Genomic DNA, 20,260 nt, shown 5'->3' with positions numbered 1-20,260 from the left:
AAAACTGGAAAGTAGATTTTTAATAGTCACTTTCCAGTTCTTTATTTAGAGACGATGCAATAAGTAAGTGTAGTCAACGTAAGTGTTAAAACGATACTTAAAACAAAGGTAGTAATGATTCTTTCTTTAAGAGACACATGACGTAAACCTACGAAAACTGTGACACTAAAAAAGACTAAACTACTAATTAAATATAAAATAAAAGCTATCCATATAAATGTATTAGGGCTGTTTAGAAATTGTTGGTAACTCTCCATTAAAAATAACCTCATAAATATTATTTAGTACTTAATATATCAAATTACAGGTAATTTATCGAATTATAATAATTATTTGTTAAATTGAAAATATAGAAGAAAGCAAAATATAAAAATACAAATTTTAACAAAACTTTAATAAAAAAAGTTAAAAAAATTAAACGTTTGTATGTTAATTTAAAGATAGCAGTTATATTTTCAATCTTTATAAGGGAAAAAACTTATAGAGGTGATTATTTTGAAAAATTATAATGAAAAGAAAAGATTTAGTATTAGAAAGTACGCTGTAGGAGTCGTGTCTATTGTCACAGGTATAACGATTTTTATTGGGGGACAACAAGCACATGCCGCAGAAGAGACAAACCAACAAATTAATACACCTTCACATTCAAATGAAACAACTCAAACTGCTCAAAAGAATTTAAAAGAAAATGAATCACGGCCAAGTGAGTCTGAGTTATCATCTTCAAAAACTTCTCAACCACAGCAATCGGAATCAACGCAACATTCTCAACCTCAACAAACCGAATCAACTCAATCTACTCAAGCACAACAAACGAATCCAACTCAACGTCCTCAAGATAAAGAAAACTCTCAAAATCAATCATTAGAAAGCACGAAAGAAGCAATTAATCATAACGATACTTCAGACACATCAGAAGCGATTGATACTGAGAAGGAAGAATCAGATAATCAAGACGTCCTTCCGTCTAAAAAAACACAAGATAGTGAAAAAACATCTGATAGTACATCTACGCAAGATAGAGTAGCATCAACTGATAACAAGCAATATAAATCAGAAACTCAATCAACAGAAACAATTCAAGAAAATGATAAAGTAACTCAAAGCAAATCAAGCGATAATCCTTCTGAATCTCAAGAATCAACTAAGTCGCAAGATCAACAAGGCCCTCAAGATAAACCAGATTCACAAGACCCGCAAGAATCTAAAGATAAATCATCAACTCATGACACTACATACTCTAAAGAATCTAAACAAAATTCCTCATCTTCACAACCTCAAGAAACAACGCAAGAGTCTCGAAACAACAAAGACGAAACTGACAATGATAATCCTCAGTCTAAGGGTGCCCATCAATCATCACAAAATACTCAACTTCGATCTACTGAAAACAATGATGACCCGAAAGACTCAACTCAATTAAAATCTTCAAATAAAGAACAAGATACTCGGGAACAAAATAATGAAAAAGAAGTAGACCAACCAACTAAGAAAACTCCATCCATGAAACAAGAAAATAAAAATACTACGAAACAATCAGTTAAAACAGATAAAACAGAAAGACCGACTTCCACAGAACCAAAAACACTACAATCTCATCAACCGAACAAACTTTCTAAACAAACGCTACAAGCTCAATATAAAAATCAATATCCTGTCGTGTTCGTTCATGGTTTTGCTGGTTTAGTCGGTGAAGATGCGTTTACACTTTACCCAAATTATTGGGGTGGAGGTAAATATAATATTAAAAGTGAATTGACTAAACAAGGTTACCGTGTACATGAAGCAAATATTGGAGCATTTAGCAGTAACTATGATCGTGCGGTTGACTTGTACTACTACATTAAAGGCGGTCGCGTAGACTACGGTGCAGCTCATGCGGCTAAATATGGTCATCATCGTTATGGTAGAACATATGAAGGTATTATGCCGGATTGGGCACCTGGTAAAAAAATTCATTTAGTTGGTCATAGTATGGGTGGTCAAACGATTCGTTTGATGGAGCATTTCTTAAGAAATGGAAATCAAGAAGAAATAGACTATCAACGTCAACATGGCGGTACGGTATCAGATCTCTTCAAAGGTGGAAAAGATAATATGATATCAACTATCACTACTGTAGGAACACCTCATAATGGTACGCCTGCTGCCGATAAATTAGGTACACGTAAAATTGTTAAAGATGCAATGAATCGTATAGGACGTCTAAGTGGTAGTAGATTGCTAGATTTAAATTTAGGCTTTTCTCAATGGGGCTTTAAACAAAAACCAAATGAAAGCTATATAGAATATGCTGAACGCGTTGCAAATAGTAGAATTTGGGATACTGAAGACCAAGCAATTAATGATTTAACAACTGCTGGTGCTGAAAAGTTAAATAAAATGACAAACTTAAACCCTAATATTGTATACACAACTTATACAGGTACAGCTACGCATACTGGCCCTCTAGGATTTCAAATACCAGACGTAAGACAGTTATTCGCAATGGATATAACGAGTCGTATCATTGGTAGAGATAAAAATAAAAATGTAAGAGTGAATGACGGTCTAGTACCTGTATCATCGTCAATATATCCTACTGCTCAAGCATTCAAAAAAGTAGGCTTCTTGAACCCAGCTACAAGTAAAGGGGTTTGGCAAGTCAGACCTGTACAAAACGGTTGGGATCATGCAGATTTAATCGGCCTTGATCTCCCTGATTTCAAACGTACTGGTGCTGAATTAGGAAAATATTATTTAGGTATGATAAATAATATGATGAGAGTTGAGGAATTAGATGGTCTAACTAAAAAATAATAACTTCACATAGTAAAAACACCCTCAAAGGATGTGTCGAACTGTACTGACATCTCCAATGAGGGTGTTATTTTTTTATGATTAAGTTATTGAGCTTCTTTTTCTTCACGACGTTTTAAGAAGTATGCGCCTCCTAATAGTCCAACAGGAATACCTGCGATAGGCGTAATAATATTACTTAAAACGAATACGATGACAACTAACATTAAGATATTGAACCAGTTAATAGTTAAATTTTTTAAATCCTCATATGATTGTTTGATTAAATCTTTAATTTTCATAATAAATACCATCCTTTTTTAATTAATTATTTGAAAAATACTTTTTAAATTGAGCGCTTAATGACACGATTTGAGTGTATAAATGCTATAAGGGCAAAGATAAGGTAGATGACTGTGTAAACAATCATTACTAGGAATACAGGTGCCATCGTTACATTGCCCATAACATGCATAAAGGCTAGTGCCGCAAATAACGCATGTAGTAGAGCTATAATTAAAGGTAATCCAAAGTTGAATAAAATCTTTAATAATAACCCTTTAGACATATCAGAATTAGTAAATCCGATTCGTCGTAAGACTTTAAAGTTATCGATTTCATCTTCAGTTTCATCCATTTGTTTAATGTAAATAATACATCCAGCTGCGATTAAGAACGCTAGTCCTAAGAATGATGTAACAAATATGAAAATACCATTTGTTGCGTCCACCACTTTTTTCAATTCATCTTTAGAAGTTACATTTGGATCAACTTTCGACGCGATGCGTTCAGCTTTTTTCATATCGCTATGATGTTTAATATTAAATCCATAAACGTGCGCAGTATTTTTATCTGTTTTTAATGAGTTGTATACTTTAGGACTTACTTCTACTATAGGAGCTGCATATGATAATTCAGATGGATAAACTTTGGAATCGTCTTTATCTGTTACTTTTACAGTTGTTTTAGACTTACCTTTAACTGTGATACTTTGATTCATATTAAATTTCATCATTCCGATAGCGGTTTTAGTGTTTGTTAATCGAGCGTTATTACCTTTAAGATCTTTATTAACAATCATTGACGTATTCTGTGAGAAACCTTCAGAATCATCTTGTAATGTCATAACGTTATCTTTAACTGTTTTAGGATTAATTGACTCATAAGTATGTTTATCGTGTTTAATATTATTTTTATCTAATTGCTGTTCAAATTTATGCGCTTGCTTACCTTTTGAGAAGTCAAAGTCTTGTGGTGTTGATGATTCAATATTATAATCCGAATTTGCTTTAGTAATAGCTGTAAAACAAAGAATTGTAACAGTTAACGCTGAAATGATGGCGATGACTGTTAATGACATCGCATTTTTCTTCATTCTATGCATGATAGAAGATGTACACACCACATCTGTGATTGAAACACGACCATTCTTTGAACGTTTAATCGTTTTAAAAATGAGTGACACTGAACTTCTAAAGAATAAGTAAGCACCGACAATTGTTAAGAATAAAATAATGAATGGTGTAACTAATGCCATAGTAAGTGATTTAAATACACCAAACATTTCAGTTGCCATATAATACCCTAAAGCTATCATTAAGATACCTAGGATACCACCAATAATTTCAGGAACTGTAATACGTGCTTTAGTTGCTTCAGATTGAGAACTATCTTTCATCATTGTTAAGATGCTTCTTCTTTTTAGGAAAAGGTAATTCTGAACAAGTATTAAAACAAAAGCAATGACTAACATTATGATAGTAATGATTAGTGCTTGGGGTTCAAATCCTATTGAAAGATGAACTTTTAACTTCATCAATTTAGAAGCAATGGCAAGTAAAAGTTGTGAACTGAAAATTCCAATGAGCACGCCTAAGATACCTGTAATTACAAATATCGCGAATTGCTCAATACTTAACATTCTAAGAATATTTCCTCTTGTGAGTCCGATAAGTTGGAATAATGCAAACTCTTTTGTACGTCTTTTAACGAATAAGTGGTTCGCGTACATTAAGAATATAATAATAATAATGAATAAAATTGATGCTCCGAAACTAGATCCTTTTTGAATTATTGCCATAGAAGTTGAATTATTAATGCTATGTGAATACTTCAAAGTTGAGAAACTAAAATAAAGTACGATACTTAATAATAAAGAAAATAAGAACATGCCATAGTGTTTGATGTTCTGTCTTAAATTTTTAAGCGTAATTTGATTAAACGTCATGAGTGACACCACCTAATGCCGATTGCAATTTGATGATTTCTTGATAGAAGTCTTGTTTAGAGTCGTCTCCTTGATAAATTTCAGAATGAATATTACCATCCTTCAACATAATTACTCTCTCAGCAAAACTTGCTGCTGATGGGTCATGTGTCACCATGATAATCGTTGAATTAAATTGTTTATTCATATCTTCTAATCGATTAAGTAAATCTTGAGCACTTTTCGAATCTAGAGCACCCGTAGGCTCATCGGCAAAGATAATATTTGGTTTATGAACGAAAGCTCGAGCCGCTGCCGTACGTTGTTGTTGACCACCAGAAATTTCACTAGGATATTTATTTCCCAGGTCATTAATACCGAGAGCTTCAGTCACTTCTTTATAATTCTGTTCCATTTCTGATTTTTGGATTTTTTGGACTGAAAGTGGAAGCATAATATTTTCTTTAACGGTTAAAGTAGGCAGTACACTATAATCTTGGAAAATGAATCCAAGTTGTTTTTTACGGAAATTTGCGAGCTTTTTATTACTTAGTTTGTTTATTTCATTACCATCGACTTCTACAGAACCTCCTGAGATATTATCAATAGAACTAAGAACATTTAATAATGTAGTTTTACCTGAACCAGAAGGTCCCATGATTGCTACGAATTCTCCTTTTTCAACTGAAAAACTGATATCTTTAAGTGCTTGGTATTTTTGTTTGTCTCCATATACTTTTGATAATTTGTTAACTTTTAATATCGTCATCTTCTCACTCCTCAATGTGTTTATACTTAAATTGTAGAGAGAATCTATGGCTGTTGCCTTTATCTAACCTTACAAATTGCTTGTTGTAACTTACAGGTATGTAAGATTTAATTATTTTTATAAAAATAAAACCACGACCTTTTAAAAGATCGTGGAAATAAATTAATTTAAATTTTTATTTGCGTCTTCAGGAATCTCTCTTTTTTTAACTTCTGAATAACTTAAAACTTGATCCTGTTTTGTTGTTAGCTTGAGATAATGATTTGTTTTTAATTTCTTAGTTGCGGTATAGGTGATTTTCTTGCCATCACCTTTTTTATCATAACCAACAGTTTTATAAGTATAATTATAGAAGTCTGTTCCGAATTTTTCTTTTTTAACAGGTTTATCAGTTTTAACAAAATAATCTTCTTTAGGTATCATAAAATTATATTTATTTAAATCTCGTACTGTGGGGTCGTTTGGATGATGTTCACTATAAATTTTACCCACTAGCATGAGCGCACCAATTAGAAGAATAAAAACGCCTAGTGTAATTGATAGTTTCTTTAACGTTTTCATAATCTTTCACCATTTATTTCTCTAATTTACTCATTGCTTTTTTAGGAATTTCATCTTTTTTAACTTCTTCATAGCTTCTCACTGTATTTAATTTTTCTTTAATTTTTAAATAATGATTTGGTTTAAGTTTTTTCATTCCTGTGTATAAGATTTTTTTACTGTTGCCTTTATCATCATAACCAGTAGTCTTATAAACGTTATCAACATCTTCATATTGCTTAGGTTTATGTTTCATTGGTTTAGTCGTTTTCACATAATATTCTTTTGTTGGTTCTAAGGGGTTAGCCATATTAAAACTTTTAACATCTTCGTTATTTGGATGATGATCACCATAAACTTTTAATCCGAAAAGTAATCCTACTAGTAATAAGATAATAACTACTACAGTAGTTAATGAAATTTTTAATGCTTTCATGAATAAACACTCCTTTGATTTGATTACAATTTCATTGTAGGAGGTCTATTGTAACGTTGCCTTTATCTAATCTTACAAATCAACGATTGAAACTTACACGGTTGAAAGGTTTATAAAATTAGATACTTCTATGAGTAATTAAGAACGTTTTTAACCTTTAGAACTGTTTGATTTGATTACATCAATTTAAAAGTTGAAACACCAGACATGCTTAATATATTTCTTAACTATAAATGAGGTAAAAGTATGAAAATTTCATAGATTTGATGGTGGGTGGCGACAATTTTTTTGGATAGTGGTGGCACTTATTTTACTAGTATTAGTTTTAATGAATGGCTTAAACAATGAAATGGAAGGATATAAATTTGCCTTACTATTTATAGGAATATTTCTTGCGCCTATGATTTGCCAATTGATTTGGCTAATTATCAATATTATAGTCAGCAAAGGTTTTAAAGAAAGTAAATAGATGTAATCAACTAGTGTTGGGAATTTTTAATGTTCATTCTCAACATTTTTTAATTATTTGGGATATTAAAAAACAATTTGTATTACATAATTAATTTATGAGATGATGCAGTTAAATAACATTGTAAATCATTGAGTTTGGTTAAATCTTAATATGAATTTAAAAAACAATTGTTATAATTTTTATGAAACTTTAAAGACAATAAAGGAGTATGTTTATGAAAAGGTTAATACTATTAATTAGTTTGTTAAGTTTAGCATTTACCCTAACAGCTTGTGGGGGAACTGGAAAGCAGGAAGAACCCTCGAAGGAAAGTCAAAAATCAGATAAATATGAATATGTATATTATGAAGTACTAAACGATGGTGGAGAAGATACGCCTAATGTAGAGATTAAATATAAAGACAATAAAGGAAAATCACATTTAGAGAAAACAGATTTAAAACATGTTTATGAACATATTTTAAGTGATGGAAATAAAAAACCATACATAGTTAAAGATGGTAGTAAAATTCATGTCTATCGCCCACCTTACATGACATACGGCGATGATGATGTTGAAGGTAAAGCAGTTTCTAAAGATGAAGTATCTAAATAAGAAAAGGTGAGTTGATGAAAGGTAAAATATTAAAATTTATAAGTTTAATGATTATTATCACTACAGCCTCACTTGGTATGTTATCAACGGAATTAGACGCTGCAACATCAGGAGGGTCTAGTAGTTCTAGCTCAAGTAGTTCAAGTAGTAGTTCGTCATCAAGTGCTTCCTCGTCAGCTGCAAGAGGCTCAACATCATCTAGTTCATCAATGAGTCGCTCAAGTGCAGCTAATGCGTCACGAGCTGCCCAACAATCAAGCCAACGTGCTGCGCAACAAGCAACTAGAACAAGTAGTATAGCTTCTAGTAGAAATGCTTCGAAGTATAAACAAGGTGCATATCACACTAAATCTCAACAAGCACGTTCAATGATGGCACCAAGACGACGATACAGCTCAGGTGCGCCATATACTTCACAATATATGGCGACGTCATACTATAATAATTGGTTGTATTTCTATATCATTGCCTCTCATGAAAATCAGAGTAAGACAAGTAGTGTGAAGTACCAAATGAATATGTTAAAAAATCAAATGAAACCTCATGAAAAATTATACACTGTTACTATACAAACGAATAAAGGTAAACGCGTCATTGTTGTACCAAAGAAACAATACGATAAAATTAAAACCGGTAAGAATGTGAAAATTAAAAATGGTATAGTACAATAGTGAGCATTAAAGGAGAATTAAATCTTTGATAAAAAAATTTATTGAGAATGAACAAAAAAGTGGATATTTAGGTATCTTATGTACCTTAGTATTTGGTTTATTATTTAGTTCAATGTTCACACCATTTATTGGTATACCTGCAGCGTTAGGAGTGGGTTACCTTATCCACACAACTGAAGAAGAATAATTTAAAGAATCAAGGAGCCTAAACCATGAAAAAAGAGATATTAGAATGGATTATTGCAATTGCAGTAGCGCTTATCATTGTTGGATTAGTAACGAAATTCTTGTTTACTTCCTATACCGTCTCAGGTGAGTCTATGCATCCTACTTTTGAAGACAGGGATAAAGTGATGGTCAGCCGAATTTCTAAAACATTGAATCATATTAATTCTGGCGACGTCGTTATTTTCCATGCAACTAAAAAAGATGACTATATTAAACGTTTAATAGGTAAACCTGGAGATACTGTAGAGTACAAGAAAGACCAATTATATTTAAATAATAAGAAAGTGTCGGAACCATATTTAAATTATAATAAGAAACATAAAGTCGTAAAGTATTTAACTGAGAATTTTAAATCTAAAACAGTTAGAGGCGCTAATGGACATATGAAAATCCCTAAAAATAAATACTTAGTATTAGGGGATAATCGTCAAAATAGTGTTGATAGTCGTTACGATGTAGGATTAGTCGATAAAGATCAACTTGTTGGTAAAGTATTATTTAGATATTGGCCGTTAAATAAATGGAAAGGCGGATTCAATCCAGGTACTTTCCCTAATTAATAAAAAATTGCCTCTTAGCAATTTAGACTACCCTCAATTAAGGGAGGTCTAGCTAAGAGGCTTTCTTTATATAATATTTACTCGTCCTCTACATTCTTTCCAACAGCTTCCCATCTCAATGCAGTCGTGATAATTAAACCAACTAAAGGAACGATGGCTAAGATAAGCATCGTATTTGTTAATCCTACAGCTGCAAGTATAATCGGAAATACAAATGTACCGATAATACTTCCCGTACGACTTACTGATTCTACGAAACCAGTGGCTTGTGAGCGTAAATATGTTGGGAATGATAAAGCCGCAATCGTCTTACCTTGTGTACCAGGTCCACCAGAATGTCCAAATAAGAACAATGCGATTAAAAATGTATTGATAATCATTGGTAAACTATGATAGAACAAGCCAGTCATGACCATCGCAATCAAGACAAGACTGAAACCGATCATTGTTAGTCGTCGTGTACCTACCTTATATGTCAGTTGTGATCCTACATAAGCACCAATAATACCTGCTATATTCACGATAGCTGTACCTAATAGCACGCCTAATTTATCTTTACTAATTATGTAAGTTGCAATTATTGGGATATATAATCCTACTCCATAGTACTGCATTCCCTGTAATGTTGAAATGGCTGTTGCTAGTACAATCCTTTTCAAATATTTAGGTTTAAATATTTCAGTGCCAGAAGGCTTTGAAGATTTACTCTCTGAAAATGACTCCCCAGTACCTTCAAGTTTTAAATCCACATCATAATTATTTCGTACATACTCGGTAGCTTCTTTAAGAGAGTGGTGATTAATCATCCAAGTTGGGCTCTCTTTTAAATAATTAATACGTAAAATGTAGAGTACTAAAGCAATCAAAGCACCAAAGCCAACTGCGAATCTCCATAAGTGTTCACCTGTACCCATTAAAAAGAAGGAGATAACTACTAAAGCTGAGGCAACGATTGCTACATACCATACAACCTGCCAATAGTTAACATTACGACCTTTCTGCCATTTATTACTAATTTCAGCAATGAAAGTGAATGCAACAGGACTATCCATACCGATAGCGAAGCCCATAATGAAGCGGCAGATAAGTAAAATAGCTAAATGAGGAGCAAGTGCTGCGCCTAAAGAAGTGATTACAAGGATAAGTAATGAGACAGATAATATACGCTTACGCCCGAATTTATGTGCAAGTGAACCCCCTAGAATGGCTCCAAAAAGTGCTCCAATAGGTAAGGAAGTCATAACAACCGAAAGCATTGTTGGAGATAGGTGGAATTCTTTCGTTAGCTGGTCTGTCATTGTACCTAAAATGGTAATGTCATACGCATCTAAAAAAATCGTGCCTAATATCATAAAAAGAAGAATTTTAGATGTATGTTTCTGGTCTGCATGGTCGATAATTCTAAATAAATCATTTTTATTTTTTACGATTTCCATATTATCATTCCCTTAAATTATTTGTCTTTTTAAGCGTAATTGAGTGTCATTAAGTAACAATTAACTTGAGGTTAAAATTTTATTAATATTACTAACATATTTATTTAATAATTGTGGATAACTTTATGGATAACTAATCCCAAACACCTGTATAGCAACATTTAGAGGTAAACTTCAAGTTATCCACATCATATAATAACTTGTTGATAATATCCAGAATTGTGCGAAAAATCATTTTTACAAACAACTAATTGTTTCATATTTCAAGATATTAAAAATTCTAAATCAACTATTTGAAATGCTACGAAAGTCAAAGTGTGATCACTATAAAAAAATGGAGGTTTCTATCTAAGATTAAATAGAAACCTCCATGTATTGAATCGTTATTTATTGTGTGATTTTATAAATTTATGAATTTCAGTCCAAGCTTGGTGAGATTCTGGTAGCCATGGTGTTAAGATGTAAAAAGTATGGAACATTCCAGGATAAGTGATTAATTTTGCATCTCCATTATTATCTTTCGACTTATCAATAATTGTTGTACTATCGCTTAAGAGCATTTCATCTTGTCCAGTTTGTACTAACATAGGGGGCATATCATTGTAATTACCGTATGCAGGAGATACATATTGATCTTTTAACTGAGATTTTCTAGCATATGGTATGTCTATATTAGTTGTTTCTTTTGAAGGTTTCTTATTAGACCCAAAAATAACATCTTTATGGTAGTTTTTATAATAAGATTTTCCATTTGCTGCTAAATCTGTCCAAGGAGAAGATAAAATTAGCATTTTAGGTGTTGGCTGATGTTCGTTTTTTAGTTTAAGTGTTAAAGCTAAAGATAACCCTCCGCCAGCAGAATCTCCTGCAATAATAATATCTTTAGGACTGTAACCTTGTTTAAGTAACCATCGATAACCCTTTTCCACGTCATTGAGCGCAGTAGGATATTTATATTTAGGTGCAATTCTATAATCTATTGAAAATACTGGTAAATTTCCACTATATTTTGAATAGTTAATAGCAGCCTTATTATACGTATTTGAGTAACCATTAACATAGCCACCGCCATGAATTTGATAGATAATTTGATGATGTTTCGGTTCAGCTTTTTTCTTTTTTAATAAATATCCTTTGGTATTATTTAATTGAACTAGACAATTATGGTAACCATGAGGTGGATTCCAGTCCTTCCAATTATAAGTCTCATGTTTTGGTTGGTTATTTGCTTGATCATTAGCTAAATCTCTAGTTAATATTTTAAGTACACCTGCGGCTAAATTTCCTCTAAACGAAACATCTTGTCTCACTCTTCCCAAATTAATGACCAATAGGATTGTTAACATTAACATCATCCATATAATCCAATACTTCCAGCCAAATGAGAAGGGCCGATGAAAATGTAGAACCATGGTGATGAGTACTAAACTTGTAATAATATAAGCCCAATAATGAGAGCTTAAAATAAATAAAAGTGTGAAAATTAATGAAAAAATAACTAGAATGGAAATGTAAAAGCTAATAATTCCTATCACTTTCTTCATTAACTAACTCCCTCTTTATAACATGTAATATAACTCAAATTATATTACTAATGCCTATGTTATCAAATTAATTCTATAATTTTTATGAAAACATTTGAGCAAGAAATCCTGAGATAATGAGAATTATAGCGCCTCCAAGTCGATTTCCCATTTGAGCGAATGCTATTAATTCCATTCTTTTAGCTGAAGATAGCACAGCAACATTTCCTGTACCACCCATACTGTTATTACACATACCTGCAGTTACCACTGATTCAACCGGATATAATCCAAATAGCTTACCGAAGATACCGGCTGCAATAGAGATAGTAATGACACTTGTAATGCATAATGTAACAAACTGCCAAGTGAACGCATGGCTAAGTACATTAAGATTGAGCAATGCTATTCCGATACCGGCTAGAACTGCTGGTGTTAAATTTTTGACAACAACTTGATTGAACATAATAGCACTTTCTTCATAATATTTAGGAAGCATTTTAGTAACCTTAGCAATAACTACAAAAATAATCATAAATGCATATGCGTGTACTTTAGGCACAAAGTAATTTCCAATGATACCAACCATGAAGAATGAAAAAGAAATTAATAAACCCACACCTATTTGTGTAATATTAAAATTTGGACTATCCTTTTTAACTTTTTCATCATTAGTACCATTTCTATTTTTAGTTTTTTCATTTTTAATTAATTTTCCATGTCCGTTAGATTTTGGTAAATTTTCTCCTAATTTCACTAAAAGTGCTGCTCCAATGATGGCTAGAACATTACTCATTGCCGAAGCGGGAATTAATTGAGAAATAATACCTCCTGATGAAGCACCCATACTATGGGCGTAAATACTTGATAATGGTACAACTCCAGCACCTATTCCACCTGCCATAGAAGGAAAGGCTATATATAAAATTGAATTACCAAAACCATTGCCAATCAGTGCTCCAATAGTTCCTACCATTAAAAAGCAGCATAACATTGATAGTAATGCGACTGGGATAAATCTAATAGATGCTTTGATTAGTAATGATCGGTTCATGCCTAGAATACTGCCAGTTATTAGAGCAGCAATATAAAAATCTAGAAATCCCATATTGTTAACAAAATCTTTTGTTGTAGATACGACACTTGATGGTAAGACTCCAAAGGTAGCTAAGAACGCTGAAACAAATATACAAAATACGGAACCGCCGCCTAAATAAGATCTGATAATTGGGATTTTATTTCCCAGGTAATGTAAGAAATTACCTAAGATAACTAGTACTGAAATGGCTCCGACAATTGTGTGAGGGAGTTTACCTATCGCCATGATACAAATGAGTATCAGAATAATACCTATATAGATTGGTAAAGCAATGCCTTTAACATCTACATTCCAAATATAGCTTGAAAATCCATTTTTATTTGTTGTTTGAGAAGGATTATTTATTTTTGACATATCTAAAATCTCCTGACTTTTATCCCAAAATATTTAATCTAATAAAGATTGATAGATAGGTTTCCATTTATGTTCTGTGACAAGAGCTTTAACATTAGTTGTAGTAATTGGCCCATGAATTTTTTGATCAATAACATTTTGAGCTACGTTTTCAGCAATTTTTTGTGAGAAATTTTCTATATCTGAAACTGGTGGTAAAATTGCAGCTCCTGGTTGATTAACGTCTACAAGATTTCCTAATGCGTGGCTAGCTTGAGATAGAATTTCTTTGTTTACTTTCTGAGATTTAGAAGCAATTAAACCTAATCCTAAACCTGGATACATCAACGCATTGTTTGCTTGTCCTATTTGATAATTCACACCGTTAAACTGGATATCGTCTACAGGAATACCTGTTCCAATAAGTGCTTCACCATTTGTCCATTTCAGTATGTTTTCTGCTTTGGCTTCAGCTAATTTTGTTGGGTTAGATAGCGGTAAAATAATAGGTCTTTTAGTATAAAAATGCATTGTTTTAATCACTTGTTCATTAAATGCACCAGGTTGAGTAGATGTACCAATTAAAATAGTTGGTTTTACTTCTGAAACGATATCAGCTAAATCATTAAACGAAGTATGCGACACGTTAGTGGTATCTTTTAAAAACGCACTTTGTTCACTTGTTAAATCGTGCGTAGAGCTACTTAATAAACCTTGTTTGTCGACTAAGTAGAATAAATTCTTAGCGTCTTTTTCGCTTAGGCCTTGTTCTTTCATTTCATCTAATATAATATTGGCAATTCCCATACCAGCTGTTCCCGCGCCATAAATCAGTATCTTTTGATTTGTTAATTTCTCTTTTGAAATATTTAGCGCCCCAAGGATACCAGCTAAAACTACGATGCCAGTCCCTTGTACATCATCGTTAAATGTAGCTAACTCATTTTCATATTTTTTTAATATTTTAGTTGCATTATTACGACCAAAATCTTCCCAATGTAATAATGCATTAGGAAATTGACGTTGTACTGCTTTAACGAAAGAATCAATAAAACTATCATATTTTTCTCCAGTTACACGTTTATGACGATTGCCTAAGTAAAGTTCATCGTTTAATAAACTTTCATTATTTGTACCTACATCTAGTGAAACTGGCAACACTTTGCTAGGATCAATACCCGCAGCGGCTGTATAGACCATAAGTTTACCTATAGCGATATCTACGCCATTTACTCCCCAATCGCCTATACCGAGTATACCTTCACCATCAGTAACTACTATCAGTTCTATATCTCTACCTTTTGTAGAATTTATGAGTTGTTCTTCTATTTTATCTGGCTGATTTATAGATAAGAAAGCGGCTTCTTGAGGTCTTGAAAATATCTCATTATATTTTTCTATAGATTCAGCTACAACCGGATCATAAATAATTGGCATAAATTCAACTAAATGATCTGATAACAATTTGTAAAATAGAGTTCTGTTGCGATTAAAAATCGCCATTAAATATAAACGTTTTTCTAAATTTGTTTGTTTTTGTTTAAATTCATCATATGTCTGCTGTTCTTGTTCTTCTAAAGTTCTCACTTTGGTTGGCAATAATCCATTCAGATTAAGTTTTTCTCTTTCATCATTTGTAAATGCACTCCCTTTATTTAAAAATGGATTATTAAGTAATTCTAAACCTTTCATTTTTAGGCCCTCCTTTTTAATTGCAAATAAACAGTAATCCTTTAAAATGTGTATAGTCAAAACTTCATATTTCTATAAATATTATTTATGAGCGGAGGATAAACGTTGAAACTACAAGATTTAGTGTACTTTAGAAAATTAGCAGAATTAGGTAGTTTTACGGAGACTTCAAATTTTTTTAATGTCAGTCAGCCTACCATTTCATATGCGGTCAAACGCATTGAGGAAGAATTTAATGTAGAGGTTATGGTTAGAGACCATAAACATCATTCTATTGAAATTACTAAAATGGGAGAGGTAATAGTTAGTCATATTGCTAATATCGAGAAAGAATTAAATGATATGTCTTCTGATATTGAAAAACTAAAAGCAGGTTATATTAAATGCGGTGTGCCACCAATTATAGGTAATTCATATTTTCACAAAATATCATTAAATTTAATTAAAAATAATCTAATGGATAGAGTAGCTATCATTAATAAAGGCTCAAAAGACTTAATAAATGAACTTAAAGACGGCAATATTGAGATTGGTTTAATTGGTTCTTTAAAACCAATTGAAGAAAATAACTTAATTAGTAAAGTAATAAAAAAAGATAGCTACAAAATTATAGTAAGTAAAAATCATCCATTGTCTCATCTTAAGGAAATTTCTTTTAAGCAACTTAAGAATGAACAGTTTATATCATTAAATGACCATTTCACTCACGCACAAGCGCTCAATCAATTATGTAAAAAATATCATTACACGCCTGACGTTATCTATAAAAATGGAGATTTGAATTTGTATAAAAAAATGATATCAGAGGGAATCGGTATCGGCATTCTAGCTGAAACTGCAGTAGAGCCTTCAGGTGACGTTGTAGCCATTTCAATAAAAGATGACGAACAGCCTCAGTTTTTAATCTCCAAAGTTTATAGAAAATTCACTTTTAATTTAGAAATTTATAATAATATCATTGAGGTTTTTGAGAATTCTCTATCGGAAGTTTAGATTTCTCAAAGCCTCTTTTTATTGTTTTGTTTTAATAATAAACATCTTTGAACCAAGAGTATTTCGATATGTAGGGTCATTCTGGTAATTAATATGATTATATTCTTGATGTTTAACATAGCTAAATTATTATCATTTTCATAAAAAGTTGAAAATCAACTTTTACATTGAGCTAAATTCAATAAATATACACATTATTATTTGTTAGTAAAAAGTTTGTAAAAACATTAGTTCAAAAGTAAAAATATTGTTTAATTTATGATGTATGCGTTTTCTCTAATTGACTAAATTATATAATTAAAATTAATCTAGCATTTTTAAAAGATTTATTTCTTTTGACAAAAAATTTTTAAGGATGTGTTTTGTTTATGAAAGATTTTAAAAAAGGCTCAGTAAGAAAAATTGTATTAGGCACTAGTTCAGCATTATTAGCGACACTTATCGCAGCAAATGGAACAGGTTTAGCTAATGCAGCAGAAAATCAGAATCATGATAATCATCAAAAGATGACACAACAAAAATCTAGTAAGAACAAATCAAACACACAAAACAAAGCGACATTAAATCCGAATAACTATATGGATAAAAATTTTGATTTAAGAAAACGTTGCTTCGCATTAGTAGGTGCAGCTGAAGACTCAGAATTAAATTATTCAAAGAACTATAGATCAGTATCTGGAGATTTAGAAGATGGTCGAGGAATAACTGCTGGTATTATTGGCTTCACTTCAGGTACTGGTGATATGAAAGAAATGCTAGACTATTATCATAAAATTTCTCCTGGTAATCCACTAGATGGTGATAGAAATAATATGGAGAATCTCAAAAAAACTAAATTAAGTAAAGATTGGCATAAAGCTTTTGATACTGACCATGATAATTTTGTAAAAGCACAAAATTACGAAGTAAAAAAAGAAGATATGGATAAAGCAGTAAAATATGCTAAAAAAGATGGGTTATCACAGTTAGGGCAATATATCTACTTTGATGCATTAGTTAAACATGGTTTAGACAAAGACGGAGATAATGGACCGAGTCAATGGGGTTTCCTACAAATAAGAAAATATGCGCATGAAAATACCAAAACACCAGCTCAAGGTGGCAATAAAAATGATGAAATTAAGTATCTTAAAAATTTTGTTGGAAAGAACTATGATTCAACTATAGACGAAAAAAATAAAAACAATGAAGATAAAAACGTAACAGATCGTTTAGATTTCCAAATGCAACAATTAAATAAAAGAAACTTAGATTTAGCACTTCCTTTGAAATTTAAAATGAATGACACACCTTTCTATTTAGATCAAGAAAAATTAAACAATTATAGCGATAAAGATTTAGCTTCATTAAATGATTAAAAAGGAGTAATTATAAAAAAATGAAAAAATCAATTATCAGTTCTGTATTGGTTGCAACTACTTTAGCATCAAGTATTCCAGTTTTTAATTCAAGTTATGTGGCTCGCGCTGACGATATGAGTCCATTAACAACAAAAGGGAAAGAGATTCAAAAAGATGGACAAAATTATCAATTAAAAGGTGTAAATGCTGGTAATGTGTTTACTACTGAAAATTGGATGGGAGGACTAAGCGACTACAAAGGCGCTAGAGACTATAGAGACTTATTCGATAAAATTCAATCTGAAGGCCATAGCCCTAAAGAAACTCATGACATTTTAGATAAATTTGCTCATAATCGATGGAATGATGAAGATTTTCAAAATGTAAAGGATATGGGTGGAAATACTATTCGACTGCCACTCAATTATATTAATCTAACTAACTATAAAAAGGGTATGAATCCTAAAGATGTAAAAATAAGAAAAGATGCTTTCAAAGAAGTTGATAATTTTATACAAAAAGCTAATAATCATGGTTTGTATGTCATTATAGATATGCATGGTGCTCCGGGATCTCAAAATAACCAAGATAATTCTGCTGATGAATCTGCCAAAGATAAAAATAAAAATGGTGATTTCTGGGAAGACGAAAACTTAAAAGGAAAAACAAAAGAATTATGGTGGCATATTTCAAATAGATATAAAAATAATCCTGGCGTAGCTGGTTATGACATTTTAAATGAACCTAAAGCTAAAGAACAAACAGGTAATATTCATAAAGATATAGCTAAATTTTATGATGAGTCAATTCAAACTATTAGAAACAATGGAGATAATCATATAGTATTTTTAGAAGCTACATGGGATCCACAAAATATGCCTAATCCTAGTAAATATCCTGAAAAAGGTAAAAAATGGAATCAAAATAATGTGGTTTATGAATATCACAATTACCCTGTCAATAAACAAGGTCAAAGTCATAATGGTATAAAGAAAAGCTTTGATAACAAAATAAACGGTATTGAAGAAAAAAATTACAATGTCCCTACTTATATGGGTGAATTTAATGGAACTAGTGTGTCTCAAGGAAAACATGTCGAGCCAAATAAAGATGATTACAATTATATATTTAACAGAATGAACAAAGATAACATGTCATGGACATTATGGAATTATGATACCCAAGAACGTGGTAATTGGTCTCCAATCATTTATAGTGGATTAAAAGTTAATGATGAGAATTCTAAAGACTTCGGAACTAAAGAAAATGTTAAACATAATGATACTGTATATAATGCCCTTAAAGATAATAAATAAAGGTATTATCTACAATTTTAGTAGATCCCCAATTTATATAATAGATTGGGGATTCTTCTGTCTATTAGACAGGCGTTCCTATATTTATTTTTTATAGAAATAGTTATATAGAGTGTTTATGTTAAGTAGAATGGTATACTTATTTTTAATTAAACACTTTTAAAATGTAACTATTAATTTAGGAGTAGTGAATTCATGAAAAACAAAAAAGTATGGTTTTCAATAATTGTCATAGCTGTATTAATCATCATTATAGTTTTGGTCATTTTAAAAAAGACGAATCATATAAACTTTAATAACTATGATACTTATAAAGTTGATACAGTTGAAGATGAAAAACCAATTACTGGTAAGGGAGCAGTATTTCCTGATGAGATAAAAACATATAGAAGTAATAAAAATATTGGGGAATATATTCGTTCTCAAATTAAAGATGGTCAAGAAGTGAAAAAGGGCACGCCATTGATTTATTATAATACGAATAGTAGCAATAGACCTGACCTCGTCAATGATATTAATAATGTTAAAGAAGATTTAAATCACGATTACCAAAATTTAGCAAAGCATAATAGTGTTACTAATCAAAGACAACTATCTGATGATCAACAAAGACTTTTTAAAGCTCAACAGCAATTAAATCAGCATGATGACCAATCTAGTAAAGATATTTATGCAACTTTTGATGGCAAAGTAAAACTTAGTCATTCAAATAGTAGTAAAAACGGTGCTGAAATTTTAAAGTTAGTCTCATCTGAACCAGTTATCAAGATGACAGTTTCACAGTATGTAGTTGATAAGTTAAAAGATGGTGATGAAGTTAACTTTAAATTAGATAGCAATAATAAAAATATCAAAGGTAAAATACAATCCATTGATGATTTACCAACTAATTTGGAAGATGAAAAACGTAGTAAAAATATTGAAAAAATAACTGAAAATAAAGATCAACCAAAATATATAGTTACAATTTCAAAGTTAAATCATAAAGTGAGAGCAGGTTATACTGGTCAGGTCAATATTCCATTGAATATGATTGAAATCCCAGAAAATAGTATAGTTGATAAAACCTATGTATTTATTGTTAATAAAGATGGTAATGTTCAAAAAAGAAAAGTAAAATTAGTGAAAAATGGTAACAAAATTATCGCTAAACATGGCCTGAAATCTGGTGATCGAGTAATGGAAAAACCAAAAAGATCTTTACAAGACGGAGAACAAGTTAATATTAGTAATAGTTAAAATAGACAGGGTGATATGCCCTGTCTTTTTAGTA

19 protein-coding genes are annotated in these 20,260 nt (G+C 31.3%); 9 read left to right on the top strand and 10 right to left on the bottom strand.

Annotated features, from left to right (window positions below):
* Positions 1-41: 41 nt before the first annotated feature.
* Complete coding sequence (locus V6C74_RS12170; RefSeq protein WP_023349956.1) at positions 42-257, bottom strand: hypothetical protein; 216 nt, start codon at positions 255-257, stop codon at positions 42-44.
* Positions 258-495: 238 nt separating this feature from the next.
* On the opposite strand from V6C74_RS12170, the gene V6C74_RS12165 reads away from it, so the two are divergent.
* A complete protein-coding gene (locus V6C74_RS12165) occupies positions 496-2,799 on the top strand; it encodes a YSIRK-type signal peptide-containing protein (RefSeq protein ID WP_016898433.1) in 2,304 nt (767 codons plus the stop codon).
* An 86-nt stretch (positions 2,800-2,885) separates the two neighbouring features.
* Here V6C74_RS12165 and V6C74_RS12160 read toward each other — a convergent pair whose 3' ends face one another.
* The 5 genes from V6C74_RS12160 to V6C74_RS12140 all read right to left on the bottom strand — a co-directional run bounded on the left by V6C74_RS12160 (position 2,886) and on the right by V6C74_RS12140 (position 6,729).
* Positions 2,886-3,080: a hypothetical protein gene (locus V6C74_RS12160; RefSeq protein ID WP_016898432.1), complete on the bottom strand. Its 195-nt coding sequence runs from the start codon at positions 3,078-3,080 to the stop codon at positions 2,886-2,888.
* A gap of 44 nt (positions 3,081-3,124) precedes the next feature.
* On the bottom strand, positions 3,125-5,005 hold the full coding sequence (locus tag V6C74_RS12155) for an ABC transporter permease (protein ID WP_016898431.1): 1,881 nt from the start codon (positions 5,003-5,005) through the stop codon (positions 3,125-3,127).
* Positions 4,995-5,753 carry an ABC transporter ATP-binding protein gene (locus tag V6C74_RS12150; RefSeq protein WP_016898430.1) on the bottom strand — a complete coding sequence of 253 codons (759 nt, stop codon included), beginning with the start codon at positions 5,751-5,753 and terminating at the stop codon, positions 4,995-4,997. The genes V6C74_RS12155 and V6C74_RS12150 overlap by 11 nt, the downstream gene beginning before the upstream one ends.
* Before the next feature lie 162 nt (positions 5,754-5,915).
* Positions 5,916-6,314, bottom strand: coding sequence for a YxeA family protein (locus tag V6C74_RS12145; RefSeq protein ID WP_064262785.1), 399 nt, complete (start codon positions 6,312-6,314; stop codon positions 5,916-5,918).
* A gap of 13 nt (positions 6,315-6,327) precedes the next feature.
* A complete protein-coding gene (locus tag V6C74_RS12140) occupies positions 6,328-6,729 on the bottom strand; it encodes a YxeA family protein (protein ID WP_016898428.1) in 402 nt (133 codons plus the stop codon).
* A 686-nt stretch (positions 6,730-7,415) separates the two neighbouring features.
* Between V6C74_RS12140 and V6C74_RS12135 the strand changes: the two genes are divergently transcribed.
* Genes V6C74_RS12135 through lepB form a run of 4 tightly spaced genes read left to right on the top strand, consistent with a single transcriptional unit; the run spans position 7,416 to position 9,255 of the window.
* Positions 7,416-7,796, top strand: a complete 381-nt coding sequence (locus tag V6C74_RS12135; RefSeq protein WP_016898426.1) for a hypothetical protein — start codon at positions 7,416-7,418, stop codon at positions 7,794-7,796.
* Positions 7,797-7,810: 14 nt separating this feature from the next.
* Positions 7,811-8,467, top strand: a complete 657-nt coding sequence (locus V6C74_RS12130) for a hypothetical protein (protein WP_002434443.1) — start codon at positions 7,811-7,813, stop codon at positions 8,465-8,467.
* A 25-nt stretch (positions 8,468-8,492) separates the two neighbouring features.
* Entirely contained in the window at positions 8,493-8,654 is a 162-nt protein-coding gene (locus V6C74_RS12125; protein WP_002434595.1) for a hypothetical protein, read from the top strand.
* A 25-nt stretch (positions 8,655-8,679) separates the two neighbouring features.
* The gene (gene lepB / locus V6C74_RS12120; RefSeq protein ID WP_016898425.1) at positions 8,680-9,255 is read left to right on the top strand and encodes a signal peptidase I; all 576 of its coding nucleotides are present in this window, start codon (positions 8,680-8,682) and stop codon (positions 9,253-9,255) included.
* Positions 9,256-9,332: 77 nt separating this feature from the next.
* Here lepB and V6C74_RS12115 read toward each other — a convergent pair whose 3' ends face one another.
* The 4 genes from V6C74_RS12115 to V6C74_RS12100 form a co-directional block, all read right to left on the bottom strand.
* Positions 9,333-10,691: an MFS transporter gene (locus V6C74_RS12115; RefSeq protein ID WP_016898424.1), complete on the bottom strand. Its 1,359-nt coding sequence runs from the start codon at positions 10,689-10,691 to the stop codon at positions 9,333-9,335.
* Positions 10,692-11,074: 383 nt separating this feature from the next.
* Complete coding sequence (locus tag V6C74_RS12110) at positions 11,075-12,235, bottom strand: alpha/beta hydrolase fold domain-containing protein (protein ID WP_070664454.1); 1,161 nt, start codon at positions 12,233-12,235, stop codon at positions 11,075-11,077.
* A gap of 82 nt (positions 12,236-12,317) precedes the next feature.
* Entirely contained in the window at positions 12,318-13,667 is a 1,350-nt protein-coding gene (locus V6C74_RS12105) for a 2-hydroxycarboxylate transporter family protein (RefSeq protein WP_016898422.1), read from the bottom strand.
* A 33-nt stretch (positions 13,668-13,700) separates the two neighbouring features.
* The gene (locus V6C74_RS12100; protein ID WP_016898421.1) at positions 13,701-15,338 is read right to left on the bottom strand and encodes a malolactic enzyme; all 1,638 of its coding nucleotides are present in this window, start codon (positions 15,336-15,338) and stop codon (positions 13,701-13,703) included.
* A 105-nt stretch (positions 15,339-15,443) separates the two neighbouring features.
* Here V6C74_RS12100 and V6C74_RS12095 point away from each other — a divergent pair, with 105 nt between their 5' ends.
* The 4 genes from V6C74_RS12095 (at position 15,444) to V6C74_RS12080 (ending at position 20,226) form a co-directional block, all read left to right on the top strand.
* Positions 15,444-16,331: a LysR family transcriptional regulator gene (locus V6C74_RS12095; RefSeq protein ID WP_016898420.1), complete on the top strand. Its 888-nt coding sequence runs from the start codon at positions 15,444-15,446 to the stop codon at positions 16,329-16,331.
* Positions 16,332-16,699: 368 nt separating this feature from the next.
* Entirely contained in the window at positions 16,700-17,689 is a 990-nt protein-coding gene (locus V6C74_RS12090) for a chitosanase (protein ID WP_016898419.1), read from the top strand.
* A 20-nt stretch (positions 17,690-17,709) separates the two neighbouring features.
* Positions 17,710-18,987 (top strand): cellulase family glycosylhydrolase, encoded by a 1,278-nt coding sequence (locus V6C74_RS12085; RefSeq protein WP_049390833.1) that lies wholly within the window; start codon positions 17,710-17,712, stop codon positions 18,985-18,987.
* Positions 18,988-19,182: 195 nt separating this feature from the next.
* Complete coding sequence (locus V6C74_RS12080; RefSeq protein WP_016898417.1) at positions 19,183-20,226, top strand: HlyD family efflux transporter periplasmic adaptor subunit; 1,044 nt, start codon at positions 19,183-19,185, stop codon at positions 20,224-20,226.
* The last annotated feature ends 34 nt before the right edge of the window (positions 20,227-20,260 follow it).

This window comes from Staphylococcus capitis subsp. capitis, assembly GCF_040739495.1.
Lineage (GTDB): Bacteria > Bacillota > Bacilli > Staphylococcales > Staphylococcaceae > Staphylococcus > Staphylococcus capitis.
This window is presented reverse-complemented; position numbering and strand designations above follow the sequence as displayed.

What these genes read in the sequence shown, in the direction of transcription:
- V6C74_RS12170 (WP_023349956.1), bottom strand. Translation starts at nt 257, where the DNA reads ATGGAGAGTTACCAACAATTTCTAAACAGCCCTAATACATTTATATGG.
- V6C74_RS12160 (WP_016898432.1), bottom strand. Translation starts at nt 3,080, where the DNA reads ATGAAAATTAAAGATTTAATCAAACAATCATATGAGGATTTAAAAAAT.
- V6C74_RS12155 (WP_016898431.1), bottom strand. Translation starts at nt 5,005, where the DNA reads ATGACGTTTAATCAAATTACGCTTAAAAATTTAAGACAGAACATCAAA.
- V6C74_RS12150 (WP_016898430.1), bottom strand. Translation starts at nt 5,753, where the DNA reads ATGACGATATTAAAAGTTAACAAATTATCAAAAGTATATGGAGACAAA.
- V6C74_RS12145 (WP_064262785.1), bottom strand. Translation starts at nt 6,314, where the DNA reads ATGAAAACGTTAAAGAAACTATCAATTACACTAGGCGTTTTTATTCTT.
- V6C74_RS12140 (WP_016898428.1), bottom strand. Translation starts at nt 6,729, where the DNA reads ATGAAAGCATTAAAAATTTCATTAACTACTGTAGTAGTTATTATCTTA.
- V6C74_RS12135 (WP_016898426.1), top strand. Translation starts at nt 7,416, where the DNA reads ATGAAAAGGTTAATACTATTAATTAGTTTGTTAAGTTTAGCATTTACC.
- V6C74_RS12130 (WP_002434443.1), top strand. Translation starts at nt 7,811, where the DNA reads ATGAAAGGTAAAATATTAAAATTTATAAGTTTAATGATTATTATCACT.
- lepB (WP_016898425.1), top strand. Translation starts at nt 8,680, where the DNA reads ATGAAAAAAGAGATATTAGAATGGATTATTGCAATTGCAGTAGCGCTT.
- V6C74_RS12115 (WP_016898424.1), bottom strand. Translation starts at nt 10,691, where the DNA reads ATGGAAATCGTAAAAAATAAAAATGATTTATTTAGAATTATCGACCAT.
- V6C74_RS12110 (WP_070664454.1), bottom strand. Translation starts at nt 12,235, where the DNA reads ATGAAGAAAGTGATAGGAATTATTAGCTTTTACATTTCCATTCTAGTT.
- V6C74_RS12105 (WP_016898422.1), bottom strand. Translation starts at nt 13,667, where the DNA reads ATGTCAAAAATAAATAATCCTTCTCAAACAACAAATAAAAATGGATTT.
- V6C74_RS12100 (WP_016898421.1), bottom strand. Translation starts at nt 15,338, where the DNA reads ATGAAAGGTTTAGAATTACTTAATAATCCATTTTTAAATAAAGGGAGT.
- V6C74_RS12090 (WP_016898419.1), top strand. Translation starts at nt 16,700, where the DNA reads ATGAAAGATTTTAAAAAAGGCTCAGTAAGAAAAATTGTATTAGGCACT.
- V6C74_RS12085 (WP_049390833.1), top strand. Translation starts at nt 17,710, where the DNA reads ATGAAAAAATCAATTATCAGTTCTGTATTGGTTGCAACTACTTTAGCA.
- V6C74_RS12080 (WP_016898417.1), top strand. Translation starts at nt 19,183, where the DNA reads ATGAAAAACAAAAAAGTATGGTTTTCAATAATTGTCATAGCTGTATTA.